Here is a 22941-nt window from a genome sequence, read left to right on the forward strand (position 1 = left end):
ATGCCCGCAGTCATCTTCCCCGGACCCGAAGGCCGCCTCGAAGGCCGCTTCCAGCCGGCGCCGCGTCCGCGCGCGCCCGTGGCGATGATCCTTCACCCGCACCCCCAGGCCGGCGGCACGATGAACGACCGCATCACGCAGCACTTGTACAAGACTTTCGTGAATCGCGGCTTCGCGACGCTGCGCTTCAACTTCCGCGGCGTCGGCCGCAGCCAGGGCAGCTTCGACAACGGCGTGGGCGAGCTTTCCGACGCCGCCGCCGCGCTTGACTGGGTGCAGTCGATCCACCCCGAAGCCTCGACCACCTGGATCGCCGGCTACTCGTTCGGCGCGCTGATCGGCATGCAGCTCTTGATGCGCCGCCCGGAAATCCGCGGCTTCATCTCGGTTGCCCCGCCGGCCAACATGTACGACTTCTCGTTCCTCGCCCCCTGCCCCGCATCGGGCATCCTGATTCAGGGCGCGGCGGATACGGTGGTGACGCCGAACGCCGTACAGAAGCTGGTCGACAAGCTTCGCACCCAGAAGCACATCACGATCCACCACGACGAGATCCCGCGCGCGAACCATTTCTTCGAGAACGAGATGGACGACCTGATGCGGTCGGTCGACAATTACCTCGACATGCGTCTGGCACCGGATTGCCCGATCAAGTGACGGGTTCCTAGGGCCGAAGAACCAGGCCCTTCAGAGCGAAAAAGGCGTTGGAGTCACTCCGACGCCTTTTTCGTATCCCCGGCCTTGGCCAGCGTGTCGCCCTGCGAATTCGGCAAAGTCCAGATCGCGACGTTCACGGTCAACACGCCCGCCAGCACCAGCATCAAAGCGGCCTGCTTGCGGTTGCCCCCGCGCCGAAAGAGCGCGACGGCTCCCAACACGAGCAGAACGATGGTCAGGATCATGAGAGATAGGGCGAAGTCCATGGCTTATCCCCTAACGCACTCGCCTGGCCGGCGCGAGCGGGTTTGACAGGCGGGAACGTCGCCGCCAGATTTCGCGGCCATGAAGAACCCTGACATGACGGCCGCAGCACTCTCGCGGCGCACCACGCTCCAACTCCTCGCCGCCGGAACTGCCGGCATCGCCCTGCCCGGCGTCGCCCGCGCCGCGGCGGCCAGGCCACAGGACGCAGCCGCCCTGCTCGATTCGATCGCCTGGAGACTGCTGGAGCACAATCCGGAAGGCGCGACCGGCCTGGGCATCGACGTGGGCGCCCATGCCGCCTTGCGCTCCAAGGCCGAGGACCGCTCCTTCGCGGGCAAGGCCGCGCTCGCCAAGACCTTGCGCGAAGACCTAGCCCGCGTGGAGGCATTCCCGGTGTCCGGCCTGGGCCATGCGACGCAGACCAGCCTTGCCGTGGTGCGCAGCGCTTACAAGACCTCGCTCGACGGTTTTGCGCAGCCCTATGGCGATGTCGCCGTGGGCGGCTGGCGCAACACGCCCTATGTCGTGATCCAGAACGTGGGCGCCTATCTCGACACGCCCAAATTCCTCGATGCCGACCATCCCGTGAAGTCCGCAGCCGATGCGGAGGCCTACATCTCGCGCCTGTCGCAGTTCGACAACCAGCTCGACGGAGAGCTGGAGCGCATGCGCAAGGCCACCGACCAGGGCCTCGTCCCGCCGGACTTCCTGCTGGACCGCGCCATCGCGCAGATGACCAGCACTCTCGAGGATGCCCGCAACAACGGCGGCGGCCTCGTCAGTTCGCTGGTCGACCGCACCAAGACGATCCCCGGCAACTGGGAGGGCCGTGCGAAGGCCATCGTTTCCGCCGAAGTCGTGCCCGCGCTGGAACGCCAGCTCGCCGAACTGAAGCGCCAGCGCGGTGTAGCCAAGGGCGACCCGGGCATGCGCGAGCGTCCTCATGGCGCGGAATTCTACGCCTGGGCCCTGCGCGCCAGCACGACCACCACGGTGCCCGCCGCGGAGATCCACCAGCGCGGGCTTGAGGAACTGGCCGCGCTCCATGCCCGCATGGACCCGATCCTTCAGAAGCTGGGCTATACCACCGGCACCGTGGGCGAGCGGATGACCGCGCTCGGCACCGACAAGCGCTTCATGTTCCCCGAGGGCGATCCCGGCCGTACCGAGATCATGGCCTTCATCCGCCACCGTATCGACTGGATCCGCGCCCAGATGCCGCGCGCCTTCCGCGATCCGGTGAAGGGCAATGTCGAAGTGCGCCGCCTGCCGCTGGCCGAGGAACCCGGCGCGCCGACCGCTTACGGCGGCGCCGGCTCGATCGACGGCTCGGTTCCGGGCAAGATGTGGATCAACTTGCGCACCACGGACCTGCACCGCAAGTACGACCTGCCCACTCTGGTCCACCATGAAGCGATCCCGGGCCACGTCTGGCAGGGCGAATATGCCAACCGCCTGCCGCTGATCCGCTCGATCCTGGCCTTCAACGCCTATTCGGAAGGCTGGGCGCTCTACGGCGAGCAATTGGCCGACGAGCTTGGCGCCTATGCCGACGATCCGGTCGGCCAGCTGGGCTATCTCCAGTCGATCGCGTTTCGTGCCTGCCGCATGGTCGTCGACACCGGCCTCCATTCCAAGGGCTGGAGCCGGGAAGAGGCCGTGCGCTTCTTCATGGAGAAGAACGGCAACAAGCGCGAGGAAGTGGCCAACGAAGTGGACCGCTACTGCTCCTGGCCCGGCCAGGCCTGCGGCTACAAGATGGGCCATTCCGAGATCAATCGGCAGCGCAGCCGTGCCCAGGCGGCGCTCGGCACCCGCTACGACTTGCGCGATTTCGACCAGGCCGTGGTCGACGGCGGCAATGTGCCGCTGGACGTGCTGGCGAAGAATATCGACAGCTATATCGCCACCGGCAAGGCCGGTTGATGGTAACGTCGTCCCGGATCGGATCCGGGACGACGATAATTCACGAGTTGGGCCGTTCGCTTACTTCTTGCCGAAGAAGCCCTTGGCCATGTCGGTCAGGTCGTCGATCACGCTGCCGTCCCCGTCCTTGTCGAGGAACGCGGTGAACTTCGAAGGGTCGCTGCCGACCAGGCTGGCGAACTGACCCAGCGAGCCTTCGCCGCCGATGGCCGCGATCACCTGCTGGATCGTGCCGACGCCGAGACCGGTCTTCTGCGCGGCCAGCTGCGCCGTGTCGCCCTCTTCCTGATGCGCCAGTCCGAGCGCGGCAATCGCCTTTTCAGCCTGCGCCGGCTCGATGCCGAGCTTGGAGGCGAGGTTCGCGATGTCGGGGTGGTCGCTGACTTGTCCAAGGATGCCGTCGAAAAGTCCCATGGTCTTTCTCCTGGAGAGAGGGGGAAGAGGAGGATGCACTGTCTTGATGACAAAACAAGGGCCTCGAAACCGAAGTTCCGAGGCCCCCTGTTTATTTCAAGCCGGAATGCCTGATTCAGGTAGAACCAAGCGCTTTCGAAGCAGGATTGTCCAAGATCAGGCCGCGACCGGCGCCGCCTTGCGCACGCCTTCGTCGACATGCTCTTCGAACTGGGCGAAGTTTTCGATGAACTGGCGCACCAGCGTCTGCGCCGTCTTGTCGTAGGCATCGCCGTCGGCCCAGGCGCCGCGCGGGTCTAGCAGCTTGCTGTCGACTCCCGGAACCGCCACCGGAACCTCGAAGCCGAAGTTCGGATCTTCCTTGAACTCGGCATTGTTGAGGCTGCCGTCGAGCGCGGCATTGAGCAGGGCGCGGGTGGCCTTGATCGGCATGCGCTTGATGCCTTCCATCGTCGCCATGCCGCCCGACCAGCCGGTGTTCACCAGCCAGCACTTCACGCCGCCCTTGGCGATGCGCTCCTTGAGGAGATTGCCGTAGACCGAGGGATGGCGCGGCATGAACGGTGCGCCGAAGCAGGTGGAGAACGTCGCTTCCGGTTCGGTCACGCCGATCTCGGTGCCGGCAACGCGCGCGGTATATCCCGAGAGGAAGTGATACATCGCCTGGTCCGGGGTGAGCCGCGCGATCGGTGGCAGCACGCCGTAGGCATCGGCGGTCAGGAAGATGATGTTCTTCGGAACCGGGCCGAGGTTCTTCTCCGAGCAGTTCGGAATGAAGTCGATCGGGTAGGATCCGCGGCTGTTTTCGGCCAAGCTGTTGTCGTCGAGGTCGATCTGGCGCGTCTCCGGATCGATCACCACGTTTTCCAGCACCGTGCCGAAGCGCTTGGTGGTGGCGAAGATTTCCGGCTCGGCTTCGGCCGAGAGACGGATCATCTTGGCGTAGCAGCCACCTTCGAAGTTGAACACGGCGGTATCGGACCAGCCATGCTCGTCGTCACCGATCAGAGTGCGCGAGGCATCGGCCGACAGCGTGGTCTTGCCGGTGCCGGAAAGACCGAAGAACACGGCAGTATCGCCCTCGGGACCGATATTCGCCGAGCAGTGCATCGGCATCACGCCCTTGGTAGGCAGCAGGTAGTTGAGAATGCCGAAGACCGACTTCTTCATCTCGCCTGCATAGGACGTGCCACCGATGAGGATCAGCTTCTCGCTGAAATTGACCGCGATCACCGTCTCGCTGCGCGAACCATGGCGCTCGGGATCGGCGCGGAAGCTCGGCAGATCGATAATGGTGTATTCGGGCACGAAGCTTTCCAGCTCCGTCTCGGTCGGGCGCACCAGCAGCGTGCGGATGAACAGGTTGTGCCAGGCGAACTCATTGATCACCCGCACTTTCACGCGGTGTTCCGGCTGCGAGCCGCCGAACAGGTCGGCCACGTAGAGCTGATCCTTCTCGGACACGGCGGCCAGAAAATCGGCCTTGAGCGCGGCGAAATGTTCCGGCGTCATCGGCACGTTGGTCTTGCCCCACCAGACCGTATTTTCGGTCTCGGCGTCCTTGACGATGAACTTGTCCTTGGCCGAGCGCCCGGTGTGCTTGCCTGTCGCCACGACGAACGGACCGTCCGCAGCGAGCATGCCCTCGCCATTCTTGACGGCTTGCTCGATCAACGGCGCAGTGCCGAGGTTCGCGAGCACTTTCGCGCCTGTTTCTATGCCTTGACTGGCGAGCGGATAGTTAAGGGAAGCGGCCAATGTCATCTCCTCCATTTAAGGCGGGACCGGCGGGAACCGGGCACGCCCCGACATTTTTGCGCAAGAATCGGCTGGCGATTATTCGCCCAGCCCCTTTTCCGTCAAATTTTTGCAAAAATAAATGGAGCGGGGGAGGTAGGACGAATGCACCTCGACCATTCCGGGGCAAATTCGGGACGAATCGCAAAGGCGTGGACGGCCAGGCCGGCAGCCGCTAGTCACGGCGTTCGATTGCACGGAAGGAACGCAGCGCAATCCATGGTTGAATCCACGGCATCTTCCACGCCAGGCCCGGCCGGCTCCCCCGCCACGGGCGGCCCTTCCCCCGAAGAGACCCTGCCGGCGCCCGTCCGCCAGCAATCTATCGCGCTGGTGGACGACGACCGCAACATCCTGACCACCGTGTCGATCGGCCTCCAGGCCGAAGGCTTCGCCACGCGCCTCTATACCGATGGCGAAACGGCGCTGAAGGCCCTGCTGGAGAATCCGCCGGACCTGGCCATCTTCGACATCAAGATGCCGCGCATGGACGGGCTGCACTTGCTCCAGGCCCTGCGCGAACAATCCAGCCTGCCAGTGATCTTCCTGACCTCCAAGGACGAGGAACCGGACGAGGCGCTCGGCCTGGCGATGGGCGCGGACGACTACATCACCAAGCCGTTCAGCCAGCGCCTGCTGATCGCCCGCATTCGCGCGATCCTTCGCCGCAGCGAACTGGCGAAGACCTCCAGCGAGGAGACCGTGCAGGAAAACCTGCCCGACCCGGTGACACGCGGCCGCCTCAGCCTCGACCCCGCGCGCCATCAAGTGACCTGGAATGGCGAACCGGTCTCGCTGACCGTCACCGAGTTCCTCATCCTGGAAGCGCTCGCCTTGCGGCCGGGCGTCGTGAAAAGCCGCAACCAGCTGATGGACGCCGCCTATAGCGAGGACGTCTACGTCGACGACCGCACGATCGACAGCCATATCAAGCGCCTGCGCCGCAAGTTCCGCGGGGTCGACCCCGAATTCTCGGCCATCGATACGCTCTACGGCGCCGGCTATTCGTTCACCGATGGCTGAACCGCACCGCCGCCTCCGGCCCCTCGCCAACCCGCCCGCGCCTCCGCACCCCTCCGCCCGGCCGTGATGTCCAGCCCCACCCGCAAGCGGCGCAAGGCCCCTCTGCCGGTCAGGCTCGGCCTGTCCTGGCGCGTCTCTCTGACGGCGCGCATCCTCGCCGTGAACGTGATCGCCCTGGCCCTGCTGGCGGGCAGCCTGTTCTACATCGACAGCTACCGCCGCGAATTGCTGGACGAACGCTTCCGCCTGGCCCGCGCGGAAGCCGAAGTCGTCGCCATCACGCTGAACGGCGAACAGGCCGAGCGCCGCCGCGATCTGATCGCCCGCATCGGCTCCGGCCAGGCCTTGCGCCTGCGTCTGTTCGACCGCAACGGCACGCTCGCGGCAGACAGCTTCACGCTGGCCAGGCCCTCCTACACCCTCATCGATCCCGCCACGGAGCCCTGGTTCCAGGATGCCGCCCGCGCGCTGGACAAGGGCATGGACTGGGTCCTCGGCTCACCGCCGGTCGCCGATTACCACGATGCGCCCGGCGCCGGCGCCTCCGCCTGGCCGGAAGTGGCTGCTGCTCTTGCCAGCGGACGCACCGAAGTCAGCCACAAGGCCGCGCCTGACCGTACACCGGTGATCATCGCCGCAACGCCGGTCGGGCACCGCGGAGAGGCGCTGCTCGTCACCCGCAACGCGCGCGACATTACCGAAAACGTGCGCATGGCCCGCCAGACGCTCGCCATCATCGTCGGCGCCGCGCTCACCGTTTCGATCCTGCTCTCGCTGTTCCTCGCGCGCACCATCGTCGAGCCGCTCCGCAAGCTGGTCCGCTCCGCCGTGCGCGTGCGGCTCGGCCGCGACCGCAGCGTGATCGTGCCGCGCCTGCCCGACCGCCGCGACGAGATCGGCCTGCTGGCCCGCGCGATCTCGGACATGAGCGGCGCCCTGCGCCAGCGCATCGACGCGGTGGAGAGCTTCGCAGCCGATGTTGCCCACGAACTGAAAAACCCCCTCACCAGCCTGCGCAGCGCGCTTGAAAATCTCGACCGCGTCGATGAGCCTTCCTTGCGGCGCCAGTTGATCGGCATCGCCAAGGACGACGTGCGACGGATCGATTTCCTCGTCACCGAAATCGCCGATGCCAGCCGCATCGACGCGGAACTCAGCCGCACGACGTTCGAGCCGGTCGACATGCTCCGCCTCGTCCGCGCGCTCGTCGCGGAGCGTGAGCAGCGCGGCGTCAACGGCGCCTGCCCGGTCCGCATCATTCGCGAGGCCGACGGCGACCTCCTGGTTCCCGGCGACGCGTCGCGGCTCGAACGCGTGCTCCAGAACCTGCTCGACAACGCCATATCCTTTTCGCCGGGCGGCACGCCGATCGAAGTCGCGGTGGGCCGCAGCGAGGGCCGGGTCACTCTCTCCGTGTCCGACCACGGCCCCGGCATCCCGGAAGCCGCACGCGAGCGCATCTTCGAACGCTTCCATTCGCTGCGGCCGAACAGCGAGGAGTTCGGCAAGCATTCGGGCCTGGGCCTGGCCATCGCCCGCACCATCGTGGAGGCGCACTACGGCAAGCTGCGCGCCACGGACCGCACGGACGGCACCCATGGCGCACGGCTGCTCCTTTCGCTGCCCGCGTGGCAGGGGGAATGACGATGACCGCGCCTTTCGCCCGGCAGTCCACCTGTGTCGCCCTCGCGGACCGCGCAGTGCTGATCGAAGGGCCATCCGGCACGGGCAAGTCTGGCCTGGCCCTCGCGCTCATCGACCGCGGCGCCCGTCTGGTGGGTGACGACGGCATTCTGCTGCAAGCGGCAAGCGGCCGCCTCTGGGCGCGGCCGCACCCCCACACGCGGGGCCTGGTGGAAGTGCGCAATCTCGGCATTCTGCCCTTCCCCTGCGCCGACGAGGCGCCGGTGGCCCTGCTGGTCACGCTCGACCCCGCCGCGCCGCGTTTCATCGAAGCAGCGGAGACCATCGACCTCGGCGGCATCGCCATACCTGCGCTGCGCCTTTGGCCCGATGCCGGGCCCCTGGCGCTGAAGGTCGAGCTGGCGTTGTTGCATTATGGTCTCACCGGGTGACAAACCTGTAAGATCGCCCCTTTTCTTTCCCCGCGCCGGGGCGCAAACAGCCCCGGATGCAGGACGATCTCCCCCCCGGAGCGGCTTCCCCGGCCCCTCTCGACCCGACTCAGCCCGCCCGCCGACAGAAAGTGTTGCTGGTGACCGGCATGCTCGGTGCCGGCAAGACCACGGTCCTGCGGGTGCTGGAGGATCTCGGCTGGGAAATCATCGACAATTTCCCGGTCCGTCTGCTGGAGCGCATGATCGAGGGCAAACCCTCGGACGACCCATCGCCGCTCGCGATTGGCTTCGATTGCCGTACCCGCGGTTTCAATCCGGAGCGGGTCATCGCACAGGTCAAGGCGCTGGGCGAACGCGCGGACCTGGAAGTCACCACGCTGTTCCTCGACTGTTCGAGCAAGGAGCTGGAGCGCCGCTTCAACGAGACCCGCAGGCGCCATGTCCTGGCGGCCGACGCACCGGTGGACAGCGGCATTCGGGCCGAGCGCGAACTGCTCGCGCCGCTGCGCCGCTGGGCCGACATCCTGATAGAAACCACAGAGTTCACGTCTAACGATCTGCAACGCGCGATTCGCGAGCGGTTCGCCACTGACGAGCCGGAAGACCTGACGATCACCGTGTCCAGCTTCGGCTTTTCGCGCGGAATGCCTCCGCTGGCCGACTTCGTCTTCGACATGCGCTTCGTGGAGAACCCGCACTGGGATTCGGAGTTACGCCCGATGACCGGACAGGACGCCCCGGTGGGCGACTATATCCGCAAAGACCCTGCTTTCGACGAAGCATTTGCGCGGATTCGCGACCTTCTGCTGCTCCTGCTTCCGCGGTATCGCGCCCAGGGCAAGGCCTATCTCCACATTGCCTTCGGGTGTACCGGAGGGCGACACCGCTCCGTTTTTACCGCCGAGCAGATGGCAGCGGCCTTGCGCGAAGCGGGTTTTTCGCCCACATTGTTGCATCGCAACCTGGGCTCGCGGGCTGCTGATCTGCTCGAGGGGGGAAATTCTCGAAGGGGTCCGGTGGCGTGAAAGAAGATTATATAACCCGGTCGCATTCGCAGGAAATTCGGAGCCTAACCCCAGCATGATCGGCATGATCCTGGTCACTCACGGCAATCTTGCCGAGGAATTCGTACACGCGATGGAGCACGTCGTCGGTGACCAGTCCGCGGTCGCCACCGTCTGCATCGGTCCCAACGACGACATGGAGCGCCGTCGCAGCGAGATTGCCGAAGCGATCACAGCCGTCGACAGCGGCGAAGGCGTCATCATCCTCACCGACCTGTTCGGCGGCACGCCTTCGAATCTCGCCATCTCGCTGATGCAGGCCGGCAAAGTCGAAGTGATCGCCGGAATCAACCTGCCCATGCTGATTCGCCTCGCCAAGGCGCGTGCCTGCATGTCCGTGCGCGATGCTGCCGCAGCCGCGCGCGATGCCGGGCGCAACTACATCACGATCGCCAGCGAATACCTCGGGCAGGACGCCGCATGAGCGCTGCGCGTGAGACGGTGCTGATCGTCAACAAGCGCGGCCTTCATGCCCGCGCCAGTGCCAAGTTCGTCAACCACGTCGCCGAACTGCCGGAATCCGTGCTGGTCACCGTCGGCAAGGACGGGACCGAAGCGGCCGGCAATTCCATTCTCGGGCTGATGATGCTCGGTGCCGCCAAGGGCGACAGCATCGAGATCGCCTGCCAGGGCGAAGGCGCGCAGGATGCGCTTGCGGTCCTCGCCACGCTCGTGCGTGACGGTTTCGGCGAAGAATGACGCCTTCCGACCGCGCGGTCTACCGCCGCACCATTACCGGATTCTCCAACCCGCTGGTCAAATTCCTGCGCTCTCTGCGCGAGAAGAAGCACCGCAAGCGGGAACAGCGCTTCCTGGCCGAGGGCCTGCGCCTCCTGACCGATGCCCGCGAATGCGGCATCGTGCCGGAGATGCTCGTCATGGCCATTGGCCGCGATCCACACCCTCTTCTCGATGCGCTCGAACAGGCTGTCGCGGAGGCTGGCGGCGATATCGTCGAAATGGACGAGGAAATTCTTGCCAAGGTCACCGGCAAGGACAATCCGCAGGCCGTCGCGGGCGTTTTCGCCGAGTTCGACACGCGCATTGCCAATCTAGACCGCGCTTCGGCCCCGATCTGGCTCGTGGCGCAGGCCCTGCGCGACCCGGGCAACCTCGGAACGATGCTGCGAACGGGCGATGCCGTCGGTGCCGGCGGGCTGATCCTGCTCGACGACTGCGCCGATCCGTTTTCGGTCGAAGCGGTGCGCGCCAGCATGGGAGCGATCTTCACGCAAAAGATCGCGATCGCGCGGTGGGACGAATTCCAGGACTGGTTGCGGGCCGGCGAAGGCCAGCTCGTCGCGGCCTCGCTGCGGGATCCCACGGACTATCGCCAGGCGCCTTACGCCGCGCCGTGCTTCCTGATGGTCGGCAACGAATCGCAGGGCCTGCCGCAAGCTTATGAGGAAGCCTGTGACTTGCGCGTCACCATTCCCATGCGCGGGCGGGCGGACAGCCTGAACGCCGCCGTGGCGGGTGCCGTGCTGGCCTACGAAGCCCTGGCACACCTTGATGGACCCCATCGTCAGGACGGTAACTGAAAAGGGCGTTCATCCGGGCATCATCTGGGACGTGTAGAGTGCGCCGCATCATGCGTGCCGCTCTGCTATCTCTCTGCCTCCTGTCGCCCCTCGCTGCCTGTTCCATACAGGGCGACGATTCGCCCCTGGCCCGCACGACCTGGCGCTTTGCCCTGATCGACGGGCAACGCCCCGATTCCACGGATGCGCGCCTGACCTTCGAAGGACGCAAGGTGGGCGTTCAGGTCGGTTGCAACCGCATGGACGGCCCTTGGCGCATCGACGAGGAGCGCCTGATCGCCGGGCCCCTCGCCCTTACCGAAATGACCTGCACCGTTCCCGCCTGGGACCAGGAAAAGGCCGTGAACGCCCTGCTCGTCGCAACGCCCCGCTTCGCCGTCGAGGGCAATCACATGATCCTGCAATCGAGCGGGCACACGGCCGAACTGGTTCGCGAAGGTGGCCCCATCGAACGACCGACGCGCACCGCTGACGGCAGCTGAGGCCTATTCGGCCGCTTCCGACAGGGGATTATCCTCTACGGCGGGCCGGGTCTCGGCAATGGCCTCGATCTCCTCGGCCACGGCTTCGGCACCATAGCGCGGGGTAGATTCGATCTGCGGCACGTCGTCGATCTCGCGCTTGCCGATCTCGATATGCTTGTCGCGCAGGCGCCGGCCCGAACTGAGTACGTTGCGCTCGAAGCTGCCTACGAACTTGTTGTAATTGTTCACCGCCGATTCGAGACCCGCGCCCACGCGCTTCATGTGCTCGCTGGCCGTGGCCAACCGGTCGTAGAGTTCTCCGCCCATCCGGCCGATCTCGCGCGCTTCGCGCGCCAAGCCGTCCTGTCGCCAGACTTGCGCCACGGTGCGGGCGATGGCGACGAGATTGGTCGGCGTGGCCAGCAGAACACGGTTGCGGAAAGCGAAGTCCCAGAGTTCGGGATCCTGCTCCAGTGCAGCGGCTACGAAATGCTCGCCCGGCACGAACATGACCACGTAATCCGGCGCATCCTCGAACTGGCTCTGGTAGCTCTTGGCGCCCAGGGTCTGGACGTGATTGCGCATCGAGGCGACATGCTGGCGCAGCGCGGCGTCACGAGTCGTTTCGTCCTGCGCCTCGAAGGCCTCCTGATAGGCATTGAGCGAGACCTTGGCATCGATCACCAGGCGCTTCTGGCCCGGGATGTTGACGATCGCGTCCGGCCGCAGTCGCCCTTCCTCGGTGTCGATCGAATGCTCGGTGACGAAGTCCGTGTGCTCGGCAAGACCGCATTGCTCCAGCACATTGCGAAGCTGCTGCTCGCCCCAGCGCCCTCGCGCCTTGGGAGCATTGCGCAGAGAATTGCCGAGCCGCTGCGCTTCCTCGCGCACCTTTTCCTGCCCTTCGCGCATCGACTGGATCAGGCCGGTGAGCTGGCCGAACGAATCGACCCGCTTGGCTTCGAGCGCGGATACCTGCAGTTCGTAGGACTTGAGGCGCTCCCCGACCGGCGCCAGCAGCGTGGCGATGCGCTCGGCATTGGCTTTCTCGCTCTCCTCGAACCGCGCCCCGGCGCGGCGCAGGAAAGCGTCCTGCGCCCCTGCGAGCACTTTCGCGCCCGCATTCTCGAATTCCTTGCGCAGCGCTTCCTGCGCTTGCAGCAGAAGCCGCTTCTGTTCGTCGAAATTGGCGGATTTTTCTCGCAGCGTCGCGAGTTCGGAAGCCAGTTCGCGCTGCTCGCGGCGCAAGCCATCGACCAGACCGGCATGCTCGGACCGGGTGCGTTCGAGAACCTGGGTCAATTCGCCGCGCGTGCGGTCCAGGATCTGGACATGCTCGAAGCGCAGGCGCTCCACCGTCTCGCCATGGTCCTTGCGCAGCTGGTCCACCGCCAGGCCATGCTCGGCCCGCGTGCGTTCCAGCGAAGCCGCAAGGTCATCGGCCCGGCTGGCGCGCTCCGTGGCGCCTGCCAGGTCGCGAATCGCTGCCCGGAAGCGCTCGTCGAGATCGCGCGCCTCACGGTCGCGCGTCTCATGCCGCTGCCGCCATTCGGCGGCAGGTCGGGAACCGAAGAACCAGCCGGCACCAAGACCGACAACGAGCGCGAAAAGTGCGGCGACAGCGATTTCCATTCCGGAAGCCTATCCGGAACGTTTCAGGAACGCCAGCCCTTATCGGGGATTTTCCACCGAAGCGGAAATCACGCCGCCTTGCGCAGCTTGTCCAGCTTCTTGAGCGCCATCTGGCGCTTGAGGCGCGAGAGGTGGTCGATGAAGAGGATGCCTTCGAGATGGTCCATTTCGTGCTGGAGACAGGTGGCCATCAGGCCTTCCATGTCTTCTTCGTGCACGGTGCCGTCCAGGTCCTGCCAGCGCGCGCGGATGCGCGAGGGGCGCTCCACGTCGGCATAGATCTCGGGGACCGAAAGGCAGCCTTCCTGGTAGACGGTGTGCTCTTCCGAAGGATCGAGGATTTCCGGATTGACGAAGATCCGGGGCTCGTTCCTGGTCGGCTGATGCGTGTGGTGATGATCACCGTGAGCGGTGCACACTTCCGGCTCGGCATCCTCGTCGTCCGGCTGAAGGTCGATCACCAGAACGCGCAGGGGAACGCCCACCTGGATGGCGGCCAGGCCGATGCCCGGTGCGTCATACATGGTCTCGAACATGTCCTCGACGAGCGTCTTGAGCTCGTCGTCGAACTTTTCGACGGGGACCGAAACCTGCTTGAGACGCGGATCGGGAACTTCGAGGATTTCACGGATAGCCATGGGGCGCAGATAGTCGCGATGGCGGTTTTTCGCAAGATGGACGCTTCGATGACAGTGATCGGCTAGCTCACAGGCCGTCGTGCCCGGATCGCCTGGGCCAGCGTACCCTCGTCCAGATAGTCGAGTTCACCGCCCACCGGCAGGCCGTGGGCAAGCTGGGTAATGCGCACCGGAAGCCCTTCAAGACGCTCGGCAATGTAATGCGCCGTGGTCTGCCCTTCGAGCGTCGCATTCATGGCCAGCACCACTTCGTCGATGCCGCCAGCCTCCACCCGCACGAGCAGCCGGTCGATCGTCAAATCTTCCGGCCGGACGCCGTCAAGCGCGGAAAGACGACCGCCGAGGACGTGATAACGCCCGGTGAAGAGCCGCGCCCGGTCGAGCGCCCAGAGGTCCGCCACTTCCTCCACCACGCAGAGCGACCCGGCGTCGCGGCGCGGATCGGCGCAGATGCCGCAAGGGTTGGTCGTGTCGATATTGCCGCAGGTCGCGCACTCTACCAGCGCTTCCTTCACGGCGCCGAGTGCCTCCACCAGTTGCACCAGCGAAGTCTCGCGCCGCTTGATGAGCCAGAGCACGGCCCGCCGCGCGGAACGGGGGCCAAGTCCGGGAAGGCGCGACAGCGCGGCCGTAAGCGTCTCGATCTCTTGCGATGCCATGGCGCCGGGGATAGGGCCTCCGGAGCCTTAGAGGAAGTGTTTCGGAGATTTCCCCACACCATGCGTATCGTCTTCATGGGAACGCCCGACTTCGCAGTGCCCGCGCTGGTCGCACTGGTGGAGGCCGGGCACGAGATCGTCGCGGCCTACAGCCAGCCACCTCGCCCCGGTGGCCGGCGCGGCAAGGAGTTGACGCCCTCGCCCGTGCACAAGGAAGCGGAGATGCGCGGGATCGAAGTGCGGCACCCCGTCTCGCTGCGCAGCGCAGAGGAACAGGACCGATTCGCCGCGCTGGAGGCGGATATCGCCGTGGTCGCCGCTTACGGATTGTTACTGCCGCAGGCGGTGCTGGACGCGCCGCGCCTGGGGTGCCTGAACATCCACGCCTCGATCCTGCCGCGCTGGCGCGGGGCGGCGCCGATCCAGCGGGCGATCCTCGCCGGCGATCCCACCACCGGCATCACCATCATGCAGATGGAGGCCGGGCTGGACACCGGGCCGATGCTGTCCACCCTGCGCACCACGATAGAGCGCAAGACGGCGGGCGAGCTGACAAGCGAACTGGCGGAAAAAGGGGCGCAACTGATGGTCGGCACGCTGCGCGACCTGGCCGTCCATCGCCACGTTTCCCAGCCGGAAGACGGCGTCACTTACGCAAAAAAGATCGACAAGGCCGAGGCCCGGCTCGACTTCACGCAGACCGCCGAGCAGGTCGAGCGTCAGGTTCGCGCCTTCATGCCCGCGCCCGGCGCGTTCTTCGAACTTGAAGGTGAGCGCTACAAAGTGCTGGCGGCCGACGTCGCCGAAGGTTCGGGCGAGCCTGGCCTGACGCTCGACGAAGCGCTCACCGTGGCGTGCGGTGCCGACAGCGCCATCCGCGTGACCCGCATCCAGCGCGCCGGGAAGCCTGCTATGGACACGGCCGACTTGCTGCGCGGCCGGCCGATACCGGCAGGCACGCGCCTCGGCTGATCGTCACGACGGCTCGGGCGCCTGGCGCTCGGGCAACTGGCCGCCAGAGAGTCGGGGAGCGGGCGGCGGCTCGTTCGCCCATCTGGCTTGCGCGTCGCGGACCCGTTCGGCGGCGCGGGCCCAGCCTGCCGGCGACTTGTCGCGCACCCGGATGTCGAAACTGTCGGTAGCGCGAAACTCCAGGACTTCCGCGCCCTCCGGCCCGGCCATATAGGCATAGGGCACCTCGCTGCCCACGAAGAAGCCGTCGCCTGCCAACAGCGTTTCGGTGCCGAGTTCGACGCTGCCCGCGACGATATAGTACAGGCAATCGCAGTCATGGCTGTGCAGCGGCAAGGCGAAGCCGCTCTTCAACTGGAGCCGCGCCAGGCTCATGCCCGGCCGGCGATAGGGCACGTCCACCCGCTCCCCGGTCTCCGGCCCGGCGCTCGCGAAGAGCGGCAGCGCCGCGAGCATGTTCGGCGCCTCGCCTGCCAGGGTCATGCAGCCGCATTCGTCCAGCGAAAGCGCCGCGCCGCCGCGAAACGTCTCGAAGCGGGGCCGCTCGGCGATAGTCCTTTCGTCGCTCATCCTGCCTTCTCCCATAAAGCGCCCGTGAGGATGCGCCGCCTGCAGCCGAGAGCCAAGGCGTTTGCAGTCCGCGCACAGTCCTGTATCGGCGGCGCGATGACCCGCTTTGCCCTCACTCTCGAATTCGACGGCGCCCCCTACATGGGCCTTCAGCGCCAGGCGCACGGTCCTTCGGTGCAGCAGAGCGTCGAGGAAGCGGCTTTCGCCCTTACCGGCGAGACCACGAGCATGCATGCCGCCGGCCGCACTGACGCGGGGGTCCATGCTCTGGGCATGAGAGCGCATATCGACATCGCCAAGCCCTTCACGCCCTTCCAGTTCATGGAGGGCATGAATGCGCGGCTGCGGCCTCATCCGATCGCGGTGGTCGCCTGCGAGATCGTGCCGGACGACTGGCATGCGCGATTCGCCTGCATCGGCCGCGCCTATGTCTATCGTATCGCCAACCGCCGGGCGCCGCTCACGCTGGAGCGCGGCAAGGCCTGGCAGGTGCCCAAGCCGCTCGACGCGGCCGCCATGCACCGCGCGGCGCAGACGCTGGTCGGGCTGCATGACTTCACGACCTTCCGCTCGGCCCATTGCCAGTCGCAAAGCCCGCTCAAGACGCTCGACCGGCTCGATGTGCGCCGCGAAGGCGAGATGGTGCTGATCGAGGCCGAGGCGCGCAGTTTCCTGCATCACCAGGTCCGCTCGATGGTCGGCTGCCTGGCCCTGGTCGGCATGGGCCGCTGGACGGAAGCGCGGGTTGCCGAGGCGCTGGAAGCGCGCGACCGGCAGGCGCTGGGCCTGAATTCGCCGCCGGACGGGCTCTATTTCGTCAAGGCCATCTATCCGGGGAGCTGACTCAGCCTTGGGGCGTCGCGCCCCTTGGGGAGCATAAAAAAAGGGAGGCCGCAGCCTCCCTTTTTCCTGTTTCGCAATTCGAAGGTCAGACTTTGCCGACGACGCTCTCGGGCAAGTCCTTGCCGAAGACGCGCTGGTAGTATTCGGCCACCATCACGCGCTCGGTCTCGTCGCACTTGTTGAGGAACGAGAGGCGGAAGGCGAAGCCCACGTCGTTGAAGATGGCCGAGTTCTGCGCCCAGGTGATCACCGTACGCGGGCTCATCACCGTCGAGATATCGCCGTTCATGAAGCCCTGGCGGGTGAAGTCGGCAACCTTGACCATGTTGGCGACGACCTTGGCATCCACCTGCGGCACCTTCTTGGTGACGATGTCGGTTTCGACCGGCTCGGGCAGGTAGTTGAGGCCGACCACCAGGTTCCAACGGTCCATCTGGCCCTGGTTGATCTGCTGGGTACCGTGATAGAGCCCCGAAGTATCGCCGAGGCCGACCGTGTTGGCGGTGGCGAACAGGCGGAAATTGCGGTCCGGACGGATCACGCGGTTCTGGTCGAGCAAGGTCAGCTTGCCCTCGGTTTCGAGGATGCGCTGAATGACGAACATCACGTCCGGGCGGCCCGCGTCGTATTCGTCAAACACCAACGCCACCGGGTGCTGAAGCGCCCAGGGCAGCAGGCCTTCGCGGAACTCGGTGACCTGCAGACCGTCGCGCAGGACGATGGCGTCGCGGCCGATCAGGTCGATGCGGCTGATGTGCGCGTCGAGGTTGATGCGGATGCACGGCCACTTGAGGCGCGCGGCAACCTGTTCGATGTGAGTCGACTTGCCGGTGCCGTGATAGCCCTGCACCATGACGCGGCGATTGTAGGCAAAGCCCGCCAGGATCGCGAGCGTGGTGTCCGGGTCGAAGACGTAAGTCTCGTCCAGATCCGGAACGCGCTCGTCGGCGACGGAGAAGGCGGGCACCTTCCAGTCGATATCGATTCCGAAAGTCTCGCGCACGTCGAGTTCGATGTCGGGAGCAGCCAGCACGGTGGCGTCTCGGTTCTCGGCTTTCATGGTCTCGGTCTCAGTCATCGTTGCACTCGCGTAGACAAGCGAGCGCTGCACCGCAACAGGCTTTGCGGCTTATGGGTAAAACCAGGGCGCGATGCCGACAGGCGCTGCTTCCGTGAAAGGTCGGGGTCGTCCGCCGCCAGGAGCATTGGTCACCCTTGTGATGGACGATGGGCCTCAATCCCCCGGATCGTCGGCGCGCCCGAGTTTCCGCGGCAGCGCGAACAGATCGATGAAACGCGCAGCGAGTGCCGGGTCGCCCTCTATCGACAATCGCCCCCCCGCCTCTTCGGCCGAGCGCTTGCCGTAGAACACCGGGAGAAAATCGGTCGCGGTTTCCGCAGCGAAGCGCAAGTCGGCAGCCCCGACCTCTTCCCCGGCCGGGGCGATGCCCAGTTCCCCCCGCCCCAAAGTGCCGACGAAGGCCTGGCCCGCCACATCGAACACCACCCGCAAGGCAAGCGCGCCGATCCGCGCCGGCTCGATCATCGTGCGCAGGGAAAGCATGAAGGCCACCGGCGTCAGCGGCAGGAAGGGGTCGTGTCCCGGCGAGCGCACCGCCCAGCGGCCCAGCTCCTGCATGACCGGCTCCAGCGCCAGTCCCCACTCCGTCAGCGCATAGACCTTGATCGAAGCCGGCGGCGGAAGTTCCGCGCGCCGCACGATGCCCGAAGCCTCCAGACTGCCCAGTCGCTCGGTCAATATTTTGGCGCTGATCCCGGGCAGCGAGGCGCGCAACCCGTTGAAGCGCCGCGGCCCGAGCATCATCTCGCGCACGATCGGCAGGGTCCAGCGCTCGCCCACGAGTTCCATGGCGAAAGCCGCGCCGCAGGCGTCGCGATACCAGCGTCCGTGCAATGCGGCCTGCGTGCTGGTATCTTCCGGTTCGTTCACCGCGCCGCCCGGCCGCTTCGACCCGGCGCCGGTTTCCTTTTTCAACTTCATAGTTGCTTTTTGTAACCTGATTGCCCAGGCTCCTGCAATAACGAATCGCCTGGTCAGGGCGACACCGATCGGAGCCCGCAACAGGCGCCGTTCATGGCCGTGCCGCACAGGCCGCGGTCATGCGAACAGGAGAGTGTCGATGCCTCGAAGCGAGACCGCTTCCACCGTCTTCACGGCCTATGCCGACGTTCCGCCGCCGGTTCGCGGGCAGGTCCGCGATCTTCGCCTGCGCTGGGCGCACGAAGAGTTGGGCCGGGACTACCGGGTGGAGGAACTCGACGTCTATCACCCGCGCCCCGATGCCTACCGGGAATGGCAACCCTTCGGCCAGGTCCCCGCCTTCGACGACGGCACGCGCAAGCTGTTCGAAAGCGGCGCCATCCTGCTCTACCTGGGCGAGCAGGACGAACGCCTGCTGCCCGCCGAACCCGGCGCACGCTGGCTGGCGATCACCTGGCTGTTCGCCGCTCTCAACAGCGTGGAGCCCTTCGTCGCGCAGATCGGCGCGCTCGATATCTTCCACGCAGGCAAACCCTGGGCAGCCGAAGCGCGGCCAAGCGCGGTGAAGCTGGCGCAGTCGCGCCTCGCCGCCACGCAGACCGCGCTCGGCGACAAGGACTGGATCGCCGGAGATTTCTCCATTGCCGATATCCTGCTGGTCACCGTGCTGCGCAGCCTGGACCATACCGCGATCCTCGCAGAGTTTCCCGCGCTCGCCGCCTACAAGGCGCGCGGCGAAAACCGTCCGGCCTTCCGCCGGGCCCTTGCCGAACAACTCGAAAGCTACGCCTCTCCCGCCACTTAGGAGAATAGCCATGCCTTACGTAGATGGTTTCGTGATTGCCGTCCCTGCCGCCAACAAGGATAAATTCATCGCCCACGCCCGGGAATTCGACACTTACTTCATGGAGTACGGCGCCACGCGCATCGTCGAATGCTGGGGAGACGATGTCGAGCACGGCAAGCAGACCGACTTCTTCCGCGCCGTCGCGGCGAAGGAGGACGAAGTGGTCTGCTTCAGCTGGATCGAATGGCCTGACAAGGGCACCCGCGATCGCCAGATGGGCCTGCTCATGGAACTGATGAAGACCGACCCGCGCTTCGACCCCGAGAAGAACCCCATGCCGTTCGACGGCGCCCGCATGATCTTCGGCGGCTTCCAGTCCGTCGTCGTGCTGCCCCAGACCGAACAGGGAGAATGACCGTGGCCAATCCCGTCGGAAGCTTCATCTGGTACGAACTGCTCACCAGCGACATCGAGGGCGCCGCCGCCTTCTATCGCGAGGTCGTCGGCTGGACGATCGCCACTCATGCCGATCCCGAGGCAGGAGGCCTCGACTACCGCATGATCGTTCGCGACGACGGCGGCATGGCCGGGGGCGCGATGGCCATCACCGAGGACATGGCGCAAGGCGGCGCAAGGCCGATCTGGCTCCCCTATTTCTACGTGGAGAACGTGGATGCCGCGGTGGAGGCGATCACTTCCGAGGGCGGCAAAGTGCAGATGCCGGCCACGGACCTGCCCGTCGGCCGCATCGCCATGGTCGCCGATCCGCAGGGCGTGCCGATCTATCTGATGAAGCCGGTCCCACCTGCCGACAAGCCGGATGCCGCCAGTGACGTCTTCTCCGTCACGGAGAACCAGCGAGTGCGCTGGAACGAACTCGCCAGCCCCGACCAGGCCGGGTCCATGGTCTTCTACGGCAAGCACTTCGGCTTCACCTTCGACGAGAAGATGTCGATGGGCGAGATGGGCGACTATTGCTTCATCGGGCACCACGGCCAGACGCTGGGCGCGATCATGCAGCGGCAGGAAGAAAGCCAGCCGTCGGTCTGGATGTTCTACTTCGGCGTGCCCTCCATCGCACAGGCGAAAACGGCGGTGGAGGCAAACGGCGGCAAGGTCCTGATGGGACCGCACGAAGTGCCGGGCGGGGAGTGGATCATCGTCGCGCTCGATCCTCAGGGCGCCGGCTTTGGACTGGTCGGGCCGAAAGGCGACTGATCCCCGAAAAAAGACCGGGGCGCGACAGGAACGAAAGGCCATTGACGGCGGAACGATGTTCCATGATTGTTCCGCCTTCAAGCAGGACGATGGAGTAGGATCATGGCCGACTACACCTTCTATACCAATCCCATGTCGCGCGGGCAGATCGCGCGCTGGGCGCTACACGAAGTCGGGGCCGATTATCGGCAGATCCTGATCGACTGGAAAGACAAGCCGGAGAGTTTCCTGGCGGTCAATCCGATGGGCAAAGTGCCCACCATCGTCCACCATGCCGAAGACGGAGACCGGGTCGTCACTGAAGCGGCGGCGATCTGCCTCTACCTGGCGGAGATGCATCCCGAGGCTGGGCTGCTGCCGAACGATGCCGAAATGGCGGACTATTACCGCTGGACCTTCTTTGCCTCCGGACCGGTCGAACAGGCGATCACCTCTCGCCACCTCAAGTGCGAACCCACGCCCGAGCAGGAGCCGATGGCCGGCTGGGGTAACTTCGACCGCACGATGAACGCGCTGGAAAGCCATTTCGACCAGGCCGACTATGTCTGCGGCGGACGCTTCACCATGGCGGACGTCTACGTCGGCAGCGCGGTCGACTGGGGGCTCACGTTCGGCACGATGCCGCCGCGCCGCGCTTTCGTCGCCTACGCCGAGCGTTTCCAGGCTCGGGAAGGCTACAAGGCCGCCAAGGCCGTGGACAACACCCTGATCGGGGAGATGAAGAAATGACCGCCGGGCGCCCTGCAAAGAACCGCGTCTGCCTCTGGTACGACGGCGCGGCGGAAGAGGCGGCGAATTTCTATGCCTCGGTCTTCCCCGACACGCACGTCACCCGCGTTGTCCAGTCTCCCACGGACTATCCGGACGGCAAACAGGGCGACGTCATCACCGTGGAATTCACGGTCATGGGTATCGAATGCATCGGCCTCAACGGCGGCCCGACTTTCCCGCATTCGGAAGCCTTCTCCTTCCAGGTCGAAACCCTGAACCAGGAGGAAACCGACCGTTACTGGGATGCGATCGTCGGCAATGGCGGGGCCGAGAGCATGTGCGGCTGGTGCAAGGACAAGTGGGGCCTTTCCTGGCAGATAACCCCCAAGGCGCTCAGCGATTCCCTTACCAACCCGGACCGGGCAGCAGCGAAGCGGGGGATGGAGGCGATGATGACGATGCGCAAGATCGACATCGCGGCGATCGAGGCCGCCGTCGCCGGTCATGACGGGCAAGGAACCGGCGCATGAATCCGGAACCGAGCCTGGAACTTTTCGGCCATCCGTTCTCGTCTTACACCTGGAAGGCGCTGATCCCGCTTTACGCCTACGAGGTGCCTTTCGCGTTCCGCATTATCGATGCCGAACACCCCGAACATGCCGAAGTCGTCCAGACCGCCGGCCCGCTCGGCAAGTTCCCGGTGCTGCGCGATGGCGAGACCCTTCTGTTCGAAGCGACGACGATCGTCGAATATATCGACCGGCATCTCATCGCGCCCGGCACGCTGGTTCCCGAGGATCCCGATGCGGCCACGGCGATCCGGATGCTTGACCGCGTGTTCGACAACTACGTCATGAACGTGATGCAGATCGTCGTGAACGAATATATCCGCGACAGCCAGAACCCCGACCTTGCCCGCTGCGCGGAAGCGCGCGCGCAACTCGACAGGGTCTATGCCTGGCTGGAAGGCTGGCTGCAGTTCTATCCGCCGATGGATCAGGTCACCCTGATCGAATGCGCGGCGGCGCCATCGCTGTTCTATGCCGACTGGGTCCACCCCATCCCGGAAGACAGGCCGCGCCTGCGGCAATGGCGCGCGCATCTGCTGTCCCTGCCCTCCGTCGCGCGCTGCGTCGAGGATGCCCGACCCTTCCGCGCCTACTTCCCGCTCGGCGCGCCGGACCGCGACTGAACGATTCGCGATTGAGGAGATTGTCCGTGAACGATGCCAGCAACGAACTCTCGATCACGCGCTTCATCGACGCCCCCGTGGAGAAAGTCTGGGACGTCATGGCCAATCGCCAGGAGGAATGGTGGTGCCCTCGTCCCTGGCGGGTCGAGATCGACGAGCAGGACAAGCGCGCCGGCGGCGCCTGCCGGATGACGATGTATGGCCCCGACGGGGAGGAAGCACCGCAGAACGGCATCTATCTCGCCTACGAGGAAGGCCGCCGTTTCGTGACGACCGATGCCGTCACTGCCGATTTCCAACCCTCCGGCCCTTTCATGATCGGCATCTGGGAAGTGGCAAGCGAAGGCAACGGCACTCGCTACACCGCCTCGGCTCGTCACTGGAGCAGCGAAACGAAGAAGCAGCACGAAGAGATGGGCTTCGTGGACGGCTGGTCTGCCTGCGCCGCTCAACTCGCCGAAATCTGCGAGGCGGAGGGAGCCTGAG

The 22941-nt window shown here is 65.7% G+C and carries 28 protein-coding genes; 19 read left to right on the forward strand and 9 right to left on the reverse strand.

Annotated elements, in window-relative coordinates:
- Positions 1 to 657, forward strand: coding sequence for an alpha/beta hydrolase (locus EDF57_RS02910; RefSeq protein ID WP_132263087.1), 657 nt, complete (start codon positions 1 to 3; stop codon positions 655 to 657).
- A gap of 53 nt (positions 658 to 710) precedes the next feature.
- Here the strand turns inward: EDF57_RS02910 and EDF57_RS02915 are convergent, their stop codons facing one another.
- Positions 711 to 923, reverse strand: coding sequence for a hypothetical protein (locus EDF57_RS02915; protein ID WP_134093013.1), 213 nt, complete (start codon positions 921 to 923; stop codon positions 711 to 713).
- A gap of 94 nt (positions 924 to 1017) precedes the next feature.
- On the opposite strand from EDF57_RS02915, the gene EDF57_RS02920 reads away from it, so the two are divergent.
- The gene (locus EDF57_RS02920) at positions 1018 to 2850 is read left to right on the forward strand and encodes a DUF885 domain-containing protein (protein ID WP_243840846.1); all 1833 of its coding nucleotides are present in this window, start codon (positions 1018 to 1020) and stop codon (positions 2848 to 2850) included.
- Between the two features lie 60 nt (positions 2851 to 2910).
- Here EDF57_RS02920 and EDF57_RS02925 read toward each other — a convergent pair whose 3' ends face one another.
- Both EDF57_RS02925 and EDF57_RS02930 read right to left on the reverse strand, forming a co-directional pair.
- Positions 2911 to 3264, reverse strand: coding sequence for a hypothetical protein (locus EDF57_RS02925; protein WP_132263092.1), 354 nt, complete (start codon positions 3262 to 3264; stop codon positions 2911 to 2913).
- Positions 3265 to 3420: 156 nt separating this feature from the next.
- Complete coding sequence (locus EDF57_RS02930) at positions 3421 to 5022, reverse strand: phosphoenolpyruvate carboxykinase (RefSeq protein ID WP_134093015.1); 1602 nt, start codon at positions 5020 to 5022, stop codon at positions 3421 to 3423.
- A 258-nt stretch (positions 5023 to 5280) separates the two neighbouring features.
- Between EDF57_RS02930 and EDF57_RS02935 the strand changes: the two genes are divergently transcribed.
- From EDF57_RS02935 to EDF57_RS02970, 8 genes are all read left to right on the forward strand, one after another.
- Positions 5281 to 6084, forward strand: coding sequence for a response regulator transcription factor (locus EDF57_RS02935; protein WP_134093016.1), 804 nt, complete (start codon positions 5281 to 5283; stop codon positions 6082 to 6084).
- Positions 6085 to 6150: 66 nt separating this feature from the next.
- On the forward strand, positions 6151 to 7728 hold the full coding sequence (locus EDF57_RS02940; protein WP_134093017.1) for a stimulus-sensing domain-containing protein: 1578 nt from the start codon (positions 6151 to 6153) through the stop codon (positions 7726 to 7728).
- A gap of 2 nt (positions 7729 to 7730) precedes the next feature.
- Positions 7731 to 8159, forward strand: coding sequence for an HPr kinase/phosphatase C-terminal domain-containing protein (locus tag EDF57_RS02945; protein ID WP_134093018.1), 429 nt, complete (start codon positions 7731 to 7733; stop codon positions 8157 to 8159).
- 56 nt (positions 8160 to 8215) lie between these two features.
- The gene (gene rapZ, locus EDF57_RS02950; protein ID WP_134093019.1) at positions 8216 to 9187 is read left to right on the forward strand and encodes an RNase adapter RapZ; all 972 of its coding nucleotides are present in this window, start codon (positions 8216 to 8218) and stop codon (positions 9185 to 9187) included.
- A 55-nt stretch (positions 9188 to 9242) separates the two neighbouring features.
- Positions 9243 to 9650: a PTS sugar transporter subunit IIA gene (locus EDF57_RS02955; RefSeq protein WP_132263101.1), complete on the forward strand. Its 408-nt coding sequence runs from the start codon at positions 9243 to 9245 to the stop codon at positions 9648 to 9650.
- Entirely contained in the window at positions 9647 to 9925 is a 279-nt protein-coding gene (locus EDF57_RS02960; RefSeq protein WP_132263103.1) for an HPr family phosphocarrier protein, read from the forward strand. The genes EDF57_RS02955 and EDF57_RS02960 overlap by 4 nt, the downstream gene beginning before the upstream one ends.
- Positions 9922 to 10767, forward strand: a complete 846-nt coding sequence (locus EDF57_RS02965; protein WP_134093020.1) for an RNA methyltransferase — start codon at positions 9922 to 9924, stop codon at positions 10765 to 10767. The genes EDF57_RS02960 and EDF57_RS02965 overlap by 4 nt, the downstream gene beginning before the upstream one ends.
- 50 nt (positions 10768 to 10817) lie before the next feature.
- On the forward strand, positions 10818 to 11249 hold the full coding sequence (locus tag EDF57_RS02970) for an META domain-containing protein (RefSeq protein ID WP_134093021.1): 432 nt from the start codon (positions 10818 to 10820) through the stop codon (positions 11247 to 11249).
- Positions 11250 to 11252: 3 nt separating this feature from the next.
- Here the strand turns inward: EDF57_RS02970 and rmuC are convergent, their stop codons facing one another.
- From rmuC to recR, 3 genes are all read right to left on the reverse strand, one after another.
- Positions 11253 to 12863, reverse strand: coding sequence for a DNA recombination protein RmuC (gene rmuC / locus EDF57_RS02975; RefSeq protein WP_134093022.1), 1611 nt, complete (start codon positions 12861 to 12863; stop codon positions 11253 to 11255).
- A gap of 68 nt (positions 12864 to 12931) precedes the next feature.
- Positions 12932 to 13501, reverse strand: a complete 570-nt coding sequence (gene def / locus EDF57_RS02980; protein WP_134093023.1) for a peptide deformylase — start codon at positions 13499 to 13501, stop codon at positions 12932 to 12934.
- Positions 13502 to 13563: 62 nt separating this feature from the next.
- Positions 13564 to 14160: a recombination mediator RecR gene (gene recR / locus EDF57_RS02985; RefSeq protein WP_132263112.1), complete on the reverse strand. Its 597-nt coding sequence runs from the start codon at positions 14158 to 14160 to the stop codon at positions 13564 to 13566.
- A gap of 60 nt (positions 14161 to 14220) precedes the next feature.
- Between recR and fmt the strand changes: the two genes are divergently transcribed.
- Entirely contained in the window at positions 14221 to 15132 is a 912-nt protein-coding gene (gene fmt, locus EDF57_RS02990) for a methionyl-tRNA formyltransferase (RefSeq protein WP_134093024.1), read from the forward strand.
- A 3-nt stretch (positions 15133 to 15135) separates the two neighbouring features.
- Here the strand turns inward: fmt and EDF57_RS02995 are convergent, their stop codons facing one another.
- Entirely contained in the window at positions 15136 to 15702 is a 567-nt protein-coding gene (locus tag EDF57_RS02995) for a hypothetical protein (RefSeq protein WP_243840847.1), read from the reverse strand.
- 96 nt (positions 15703 to 15798) lie between these two features.
- Between EDF57_RS02995 and truA the strand changes: the two genes are divergently transcribed.
- Positions 15799 to 16545, forward strand: a complete 747-nt coding sequence (truA, locus tag EDF57_RS03000; RefSeq protein ID WP_134093025.1) for a tRNA pseudouridine(38-40) synthase TruA — start codon at positions 15799 to 15801, stop codon at positions 16543 to 16545.
- 85 nt (positions 16546 to 16630) lie between these two features.
- On the opposite strand, the gene cobS is transcribed toward truA, so the two are convergent.
- Both cobS and EDF57_RS03010 read right to left on the reverse strand, forming a co-directional pair.
- Entirely contained in the window at positions 16631 to 17623 is a 993-nt protein-coding gene (gene cobS, locus EDF57_RS03005; RefSeq protein ID WP_132263117.1) for a cobaltochelatase subunit CobS, read from the reverse strand.
- Positions 17624 to 17779: 156 nt separating this feature from the next.
- Complete coding sequence (locus EDF57_RS03010; protein ID WP_134093026.1) at positions 17780 to 18547, reverse strand: winged helix-turn-helix transcriptional regulator; 768 nt, start codon at positions 18545 to 18547, stop codon at positions 17780 to 17782.
- Between the two features lie 139 nt (positions 18548 to 18686).
- Between EDF57_RS03010 and EDF57_RS03015 the strand changes: the two genes are divergently transcribed.
- The 7 genes from EDF57_RS03015 (at position 18687) to EDF57_RS03045 (ending at position 22940) form a co-directional block, all read left to right on the forward strand.
- Positions 18687 to 19352 carry a glutathione S-transferase family protein gene (locus EDF57_RS03015; RefSeq protein ID WP_132263120.1) on the forward strand — a complete coding sequence of 222 codons (666 nt, stop codon included), beginning with the start codon at positions 18687 to 18689 and terminating at the stop codon, positions 19350 to 19352.
- 10 nt (positions 19353 to 19362) lie between these two features.
- A complete protein-coding gene (locus EDF57_RS03020; protein WP_134093027.1) occupies positions 19363 to 19749 on the forward strand; it encodes a DUF1428 domain-containing protein in 387 nt (128 codons plus the stop codon).
- The gene (locus EDF57_RS03025) at positions 19746 to 20552 is read left to right on the forward strand and encodes a VOC family protein (protein ID WP_134093028.1); all 807 of its coding nucleotides are present in this window, start codon (positions 19746 to 19748) and stop codon (positions 20550 to 20552) included. The genes EDF57_RS03020 and EDF57_RS03025 overlap by 4 nt, the downstream gene beginning before the upstream one ends.
- 102 nt (positions 20553 to 20654) lie before the next feature.
- Positions 20655 to 21281 (forward strand): glutathione S-transferase family protein, encoded by a 627-nt coding sequence (locus EDF57_RS03030; RefSeq protein ID WP_134093029.1) that lies wholly within the window; start codon positions 20655 to 20657, stop codon positions 21279 to 21281.
- The gene (locus EDF57_RS03035; protein ID WP_134093030.1) at positions 21278 to 21793 is read left to right on the forward strand and encodes a VOC family protein; all 516 of its coding nucleotides are present in this window, start codon (positions 21278 to 21280) and stop codon (positions 21791 to 21793) included. The genes EDF57_RS03030 and EDF57_RS03035 overlap by 4 nt, the downstream gene beginning before the upstream one ends.
- Positions 21790 to 22455 carry a glutathione S-transferase family protein gene (locus EDF57_RS03040; RefSeq protein ID WP_134093031.1) on the forward strand — a complete coding sequence of 222 codons (666 nt, stop codon included), beginning with the start codon at positions 21790 to 21792 and terminating at the stop codon, positions 22453 to 22455. The genes EDF57_RS03035 and EDF57_RS03040 overlap by 4 nt, the downstream gene beginning before the upstream one ends.
- 26 nt (positions 22456 to 22481) lie before the next feature.
- The gene (locus EDF57_RS03045; RefSeq protein WP_134093032.1) at positions 22482 to 22940 is read left to right on the forward strand and encodes an SRPBCC family protein; all 459 of its coding nucleotides are present in this window, start codon (positions 22482 to 22484) and stop codon (positions 22938 to 22940) included.
- Position 22941 lies beyond the last annotated feature (1 nt).

Origin of the sequence: Novosphingobium sp. PhB55 (genome assembly GCF_004368805.1) — a bacterium.
Taxonomy (GTDB): domain Bacteria; phylum Pseudomonadota; class Alphaproteobacteria; order Sphingomonadales; family Sphingomonadaceae; genus Novosphingobium.

Coding starts and splice junctions, on each gene's coding strand:
- EDF57_RS02910 (WP_132263087.1), top strand. CDS start 1: ATGCCCGCAGTCATCTTCCCCGGACCCGAAGGCCGCCTCGAAGGCCGC.
- EDF57_RS02915 (WP_134093013.1), bottom strand. CDS start 923: ATGGACTTCGCCCTATCTCTCATGATCCTGACCATCGTTCTGCTCGTG.
- EDF57_RS02920 (WP_243840846.1), top strand. CDS start 1,018: ATGACGGCCGCAGCACTCTCGCGGCGCACCACGCTCCAACTCCTCGCC.
- EDF57_RS02925 (WP_132263092.1), bottom strand. CDS start 3,264: ATGGGACTTTTCGACGGCATCCTTGGACAAGTCAGCGACCACCCCGAC.
- EDF57_RS02935 (WP_134093016.1), top strand. CDS start 5,281: ATGGTTGAATCCACGGCATCTTCCACGCCAGGCCCGGCCGGCTCCCCC.
- EDF57_RS02940 (WP_134093017.1), top strand. CDS start 6,151: ATGTCCAGCCCCACCCGCAAGCGGCGCAAGGCCCCTCTGCCGGTCAGG.
- EDF57_RS02945 (WP_134093018.1), top strand. CDS start 7,731: ATGACCGCGCCTTTCGCCCGGCAGTCCACCTGTGTCGCCCTCGCGGAC.
- rapZ (WP_134093019.1), top strand. CDS start 8,216: ATGCAGGACGATCTCCCCCCCGGAGCGGCTTCCCCGGCCCCTCTCGAC.
- EDF57_RS02955 (WP_132263101.1), top strand. CDS start 9,243: ATGATCGGCATGATCCTGGTCACTCACGGCAATCTTGCCGAGGAATTC.
- EDF57_RS02960 (WP_132263103.1), top strand. CDS start 9,647: ATGAGCGCTGCGCGTGAGACGGTGCTGATCGTCAACAAGCGCGGCCTT.
- EDF57_RS02965 (WP_134093020.1), top strand. CDS start 9,922: ATGACGCCTTCCGACCGCGCGGTCTACCGCCGCACCATTACCGGATTC.
- EDF57_RS02970 (WP_134093021.1), top strand. CDS start 10,818: ATGCGTGCCGCTCTGCTATCTCTCTGCCTCCTGTCGCCCCTCGCTGCC.
- rmuC (WP_134093022.1), bottom strand. CDS start 12,863: ATGGAAATCGCTGTCGCCGCACTTTTCGCGCTCGTTGTCGGTCTTGGT.
- def (WP_134093023.1), bottom strand. CDS start 13,501: ATGGCTATCCGTGAAATCCTCGAAGTTCCCGATCCGCGTCTCAAGCAG.
- recR (WP_132263112.1), bottom strand. CDS start 14,160: ATGGCATCGCAAGAGATCGAGACGCTTACGGCCGCGCTGTCGCGCCTT.
- fmt (WP_134093024.1), top strand. CDS start 14,221: ATGCGTATCGTCTTCATGGGAACGCCCGACTTCGCAGTGCCCGCGCTG.
- EDF57_RS02995 (WP_243840847.1), bottom strand. CDS start 15,702: ATGAGCGACGAAAGGACTATCGCCGAGCGGCCCCGCTTCGAGACGTTT.
- truA (WP_134093025.1), top strand. CDS start 15,799: ATGACCCGCTTTGCCCTCACTCTCGAATTCGACGGCGCCCCCTACATG.
- cobS (WP_132263117.1), bottom strand. CDS start 17,623: ATGACTGAGACCGAGACCATGAAAGCCGAGAACCGAGACGCCACCGTG.
- EDF57_RS03010 (WP_134093026.1), bottom strand. CDS start 18,547: ATGAAGTTGAAAAAGGAAACCGGCGCCGGGTCGAAGCGGCCGGGCGGC.
- EDF57_RS03015 (WP_132263120.1), top strand. CDS start 18,687: ATGCCTCGAAGCGAGACCGCTTCCACCGTCTTCACGGCCTATGCCGAC.
- EDF57_RS03020 (WP_134093027.1), top strand. CDS start 19,363: ATGCCTTACGTAGATGGTTTCGTGATTGCCGTCCCTGCCGCCAACAAG.
- EDF57_RS03025 (WP_134093028.1), top strand. CDS start 19,746: ATGACCGTGGCCAATCCCGTCGGAAGCTTCATCTGGTACGAACTGCTC.
- EDF57_RS03030 (WP_134093029.1), top strand. CDS start 20,655: ATGGCCGACTACACCTTCTATACCAATCCCATGTCGCGCGGGCAGATC.
- EDF57_RS03035 (WP_134093030.1), top strand. CDS start 21,278: ATGACCGCCGGGCGCCCTGCAAAGAACCGCGTCTGCCTCTGGTACGAC.
- EDF57_RS03040 (WP_134093031.1), top strand. CDS start 21,790: ATGAATCCGGAACCGAGCCTGGAACTTTTCGGCCATCCGTTCTCGTCT.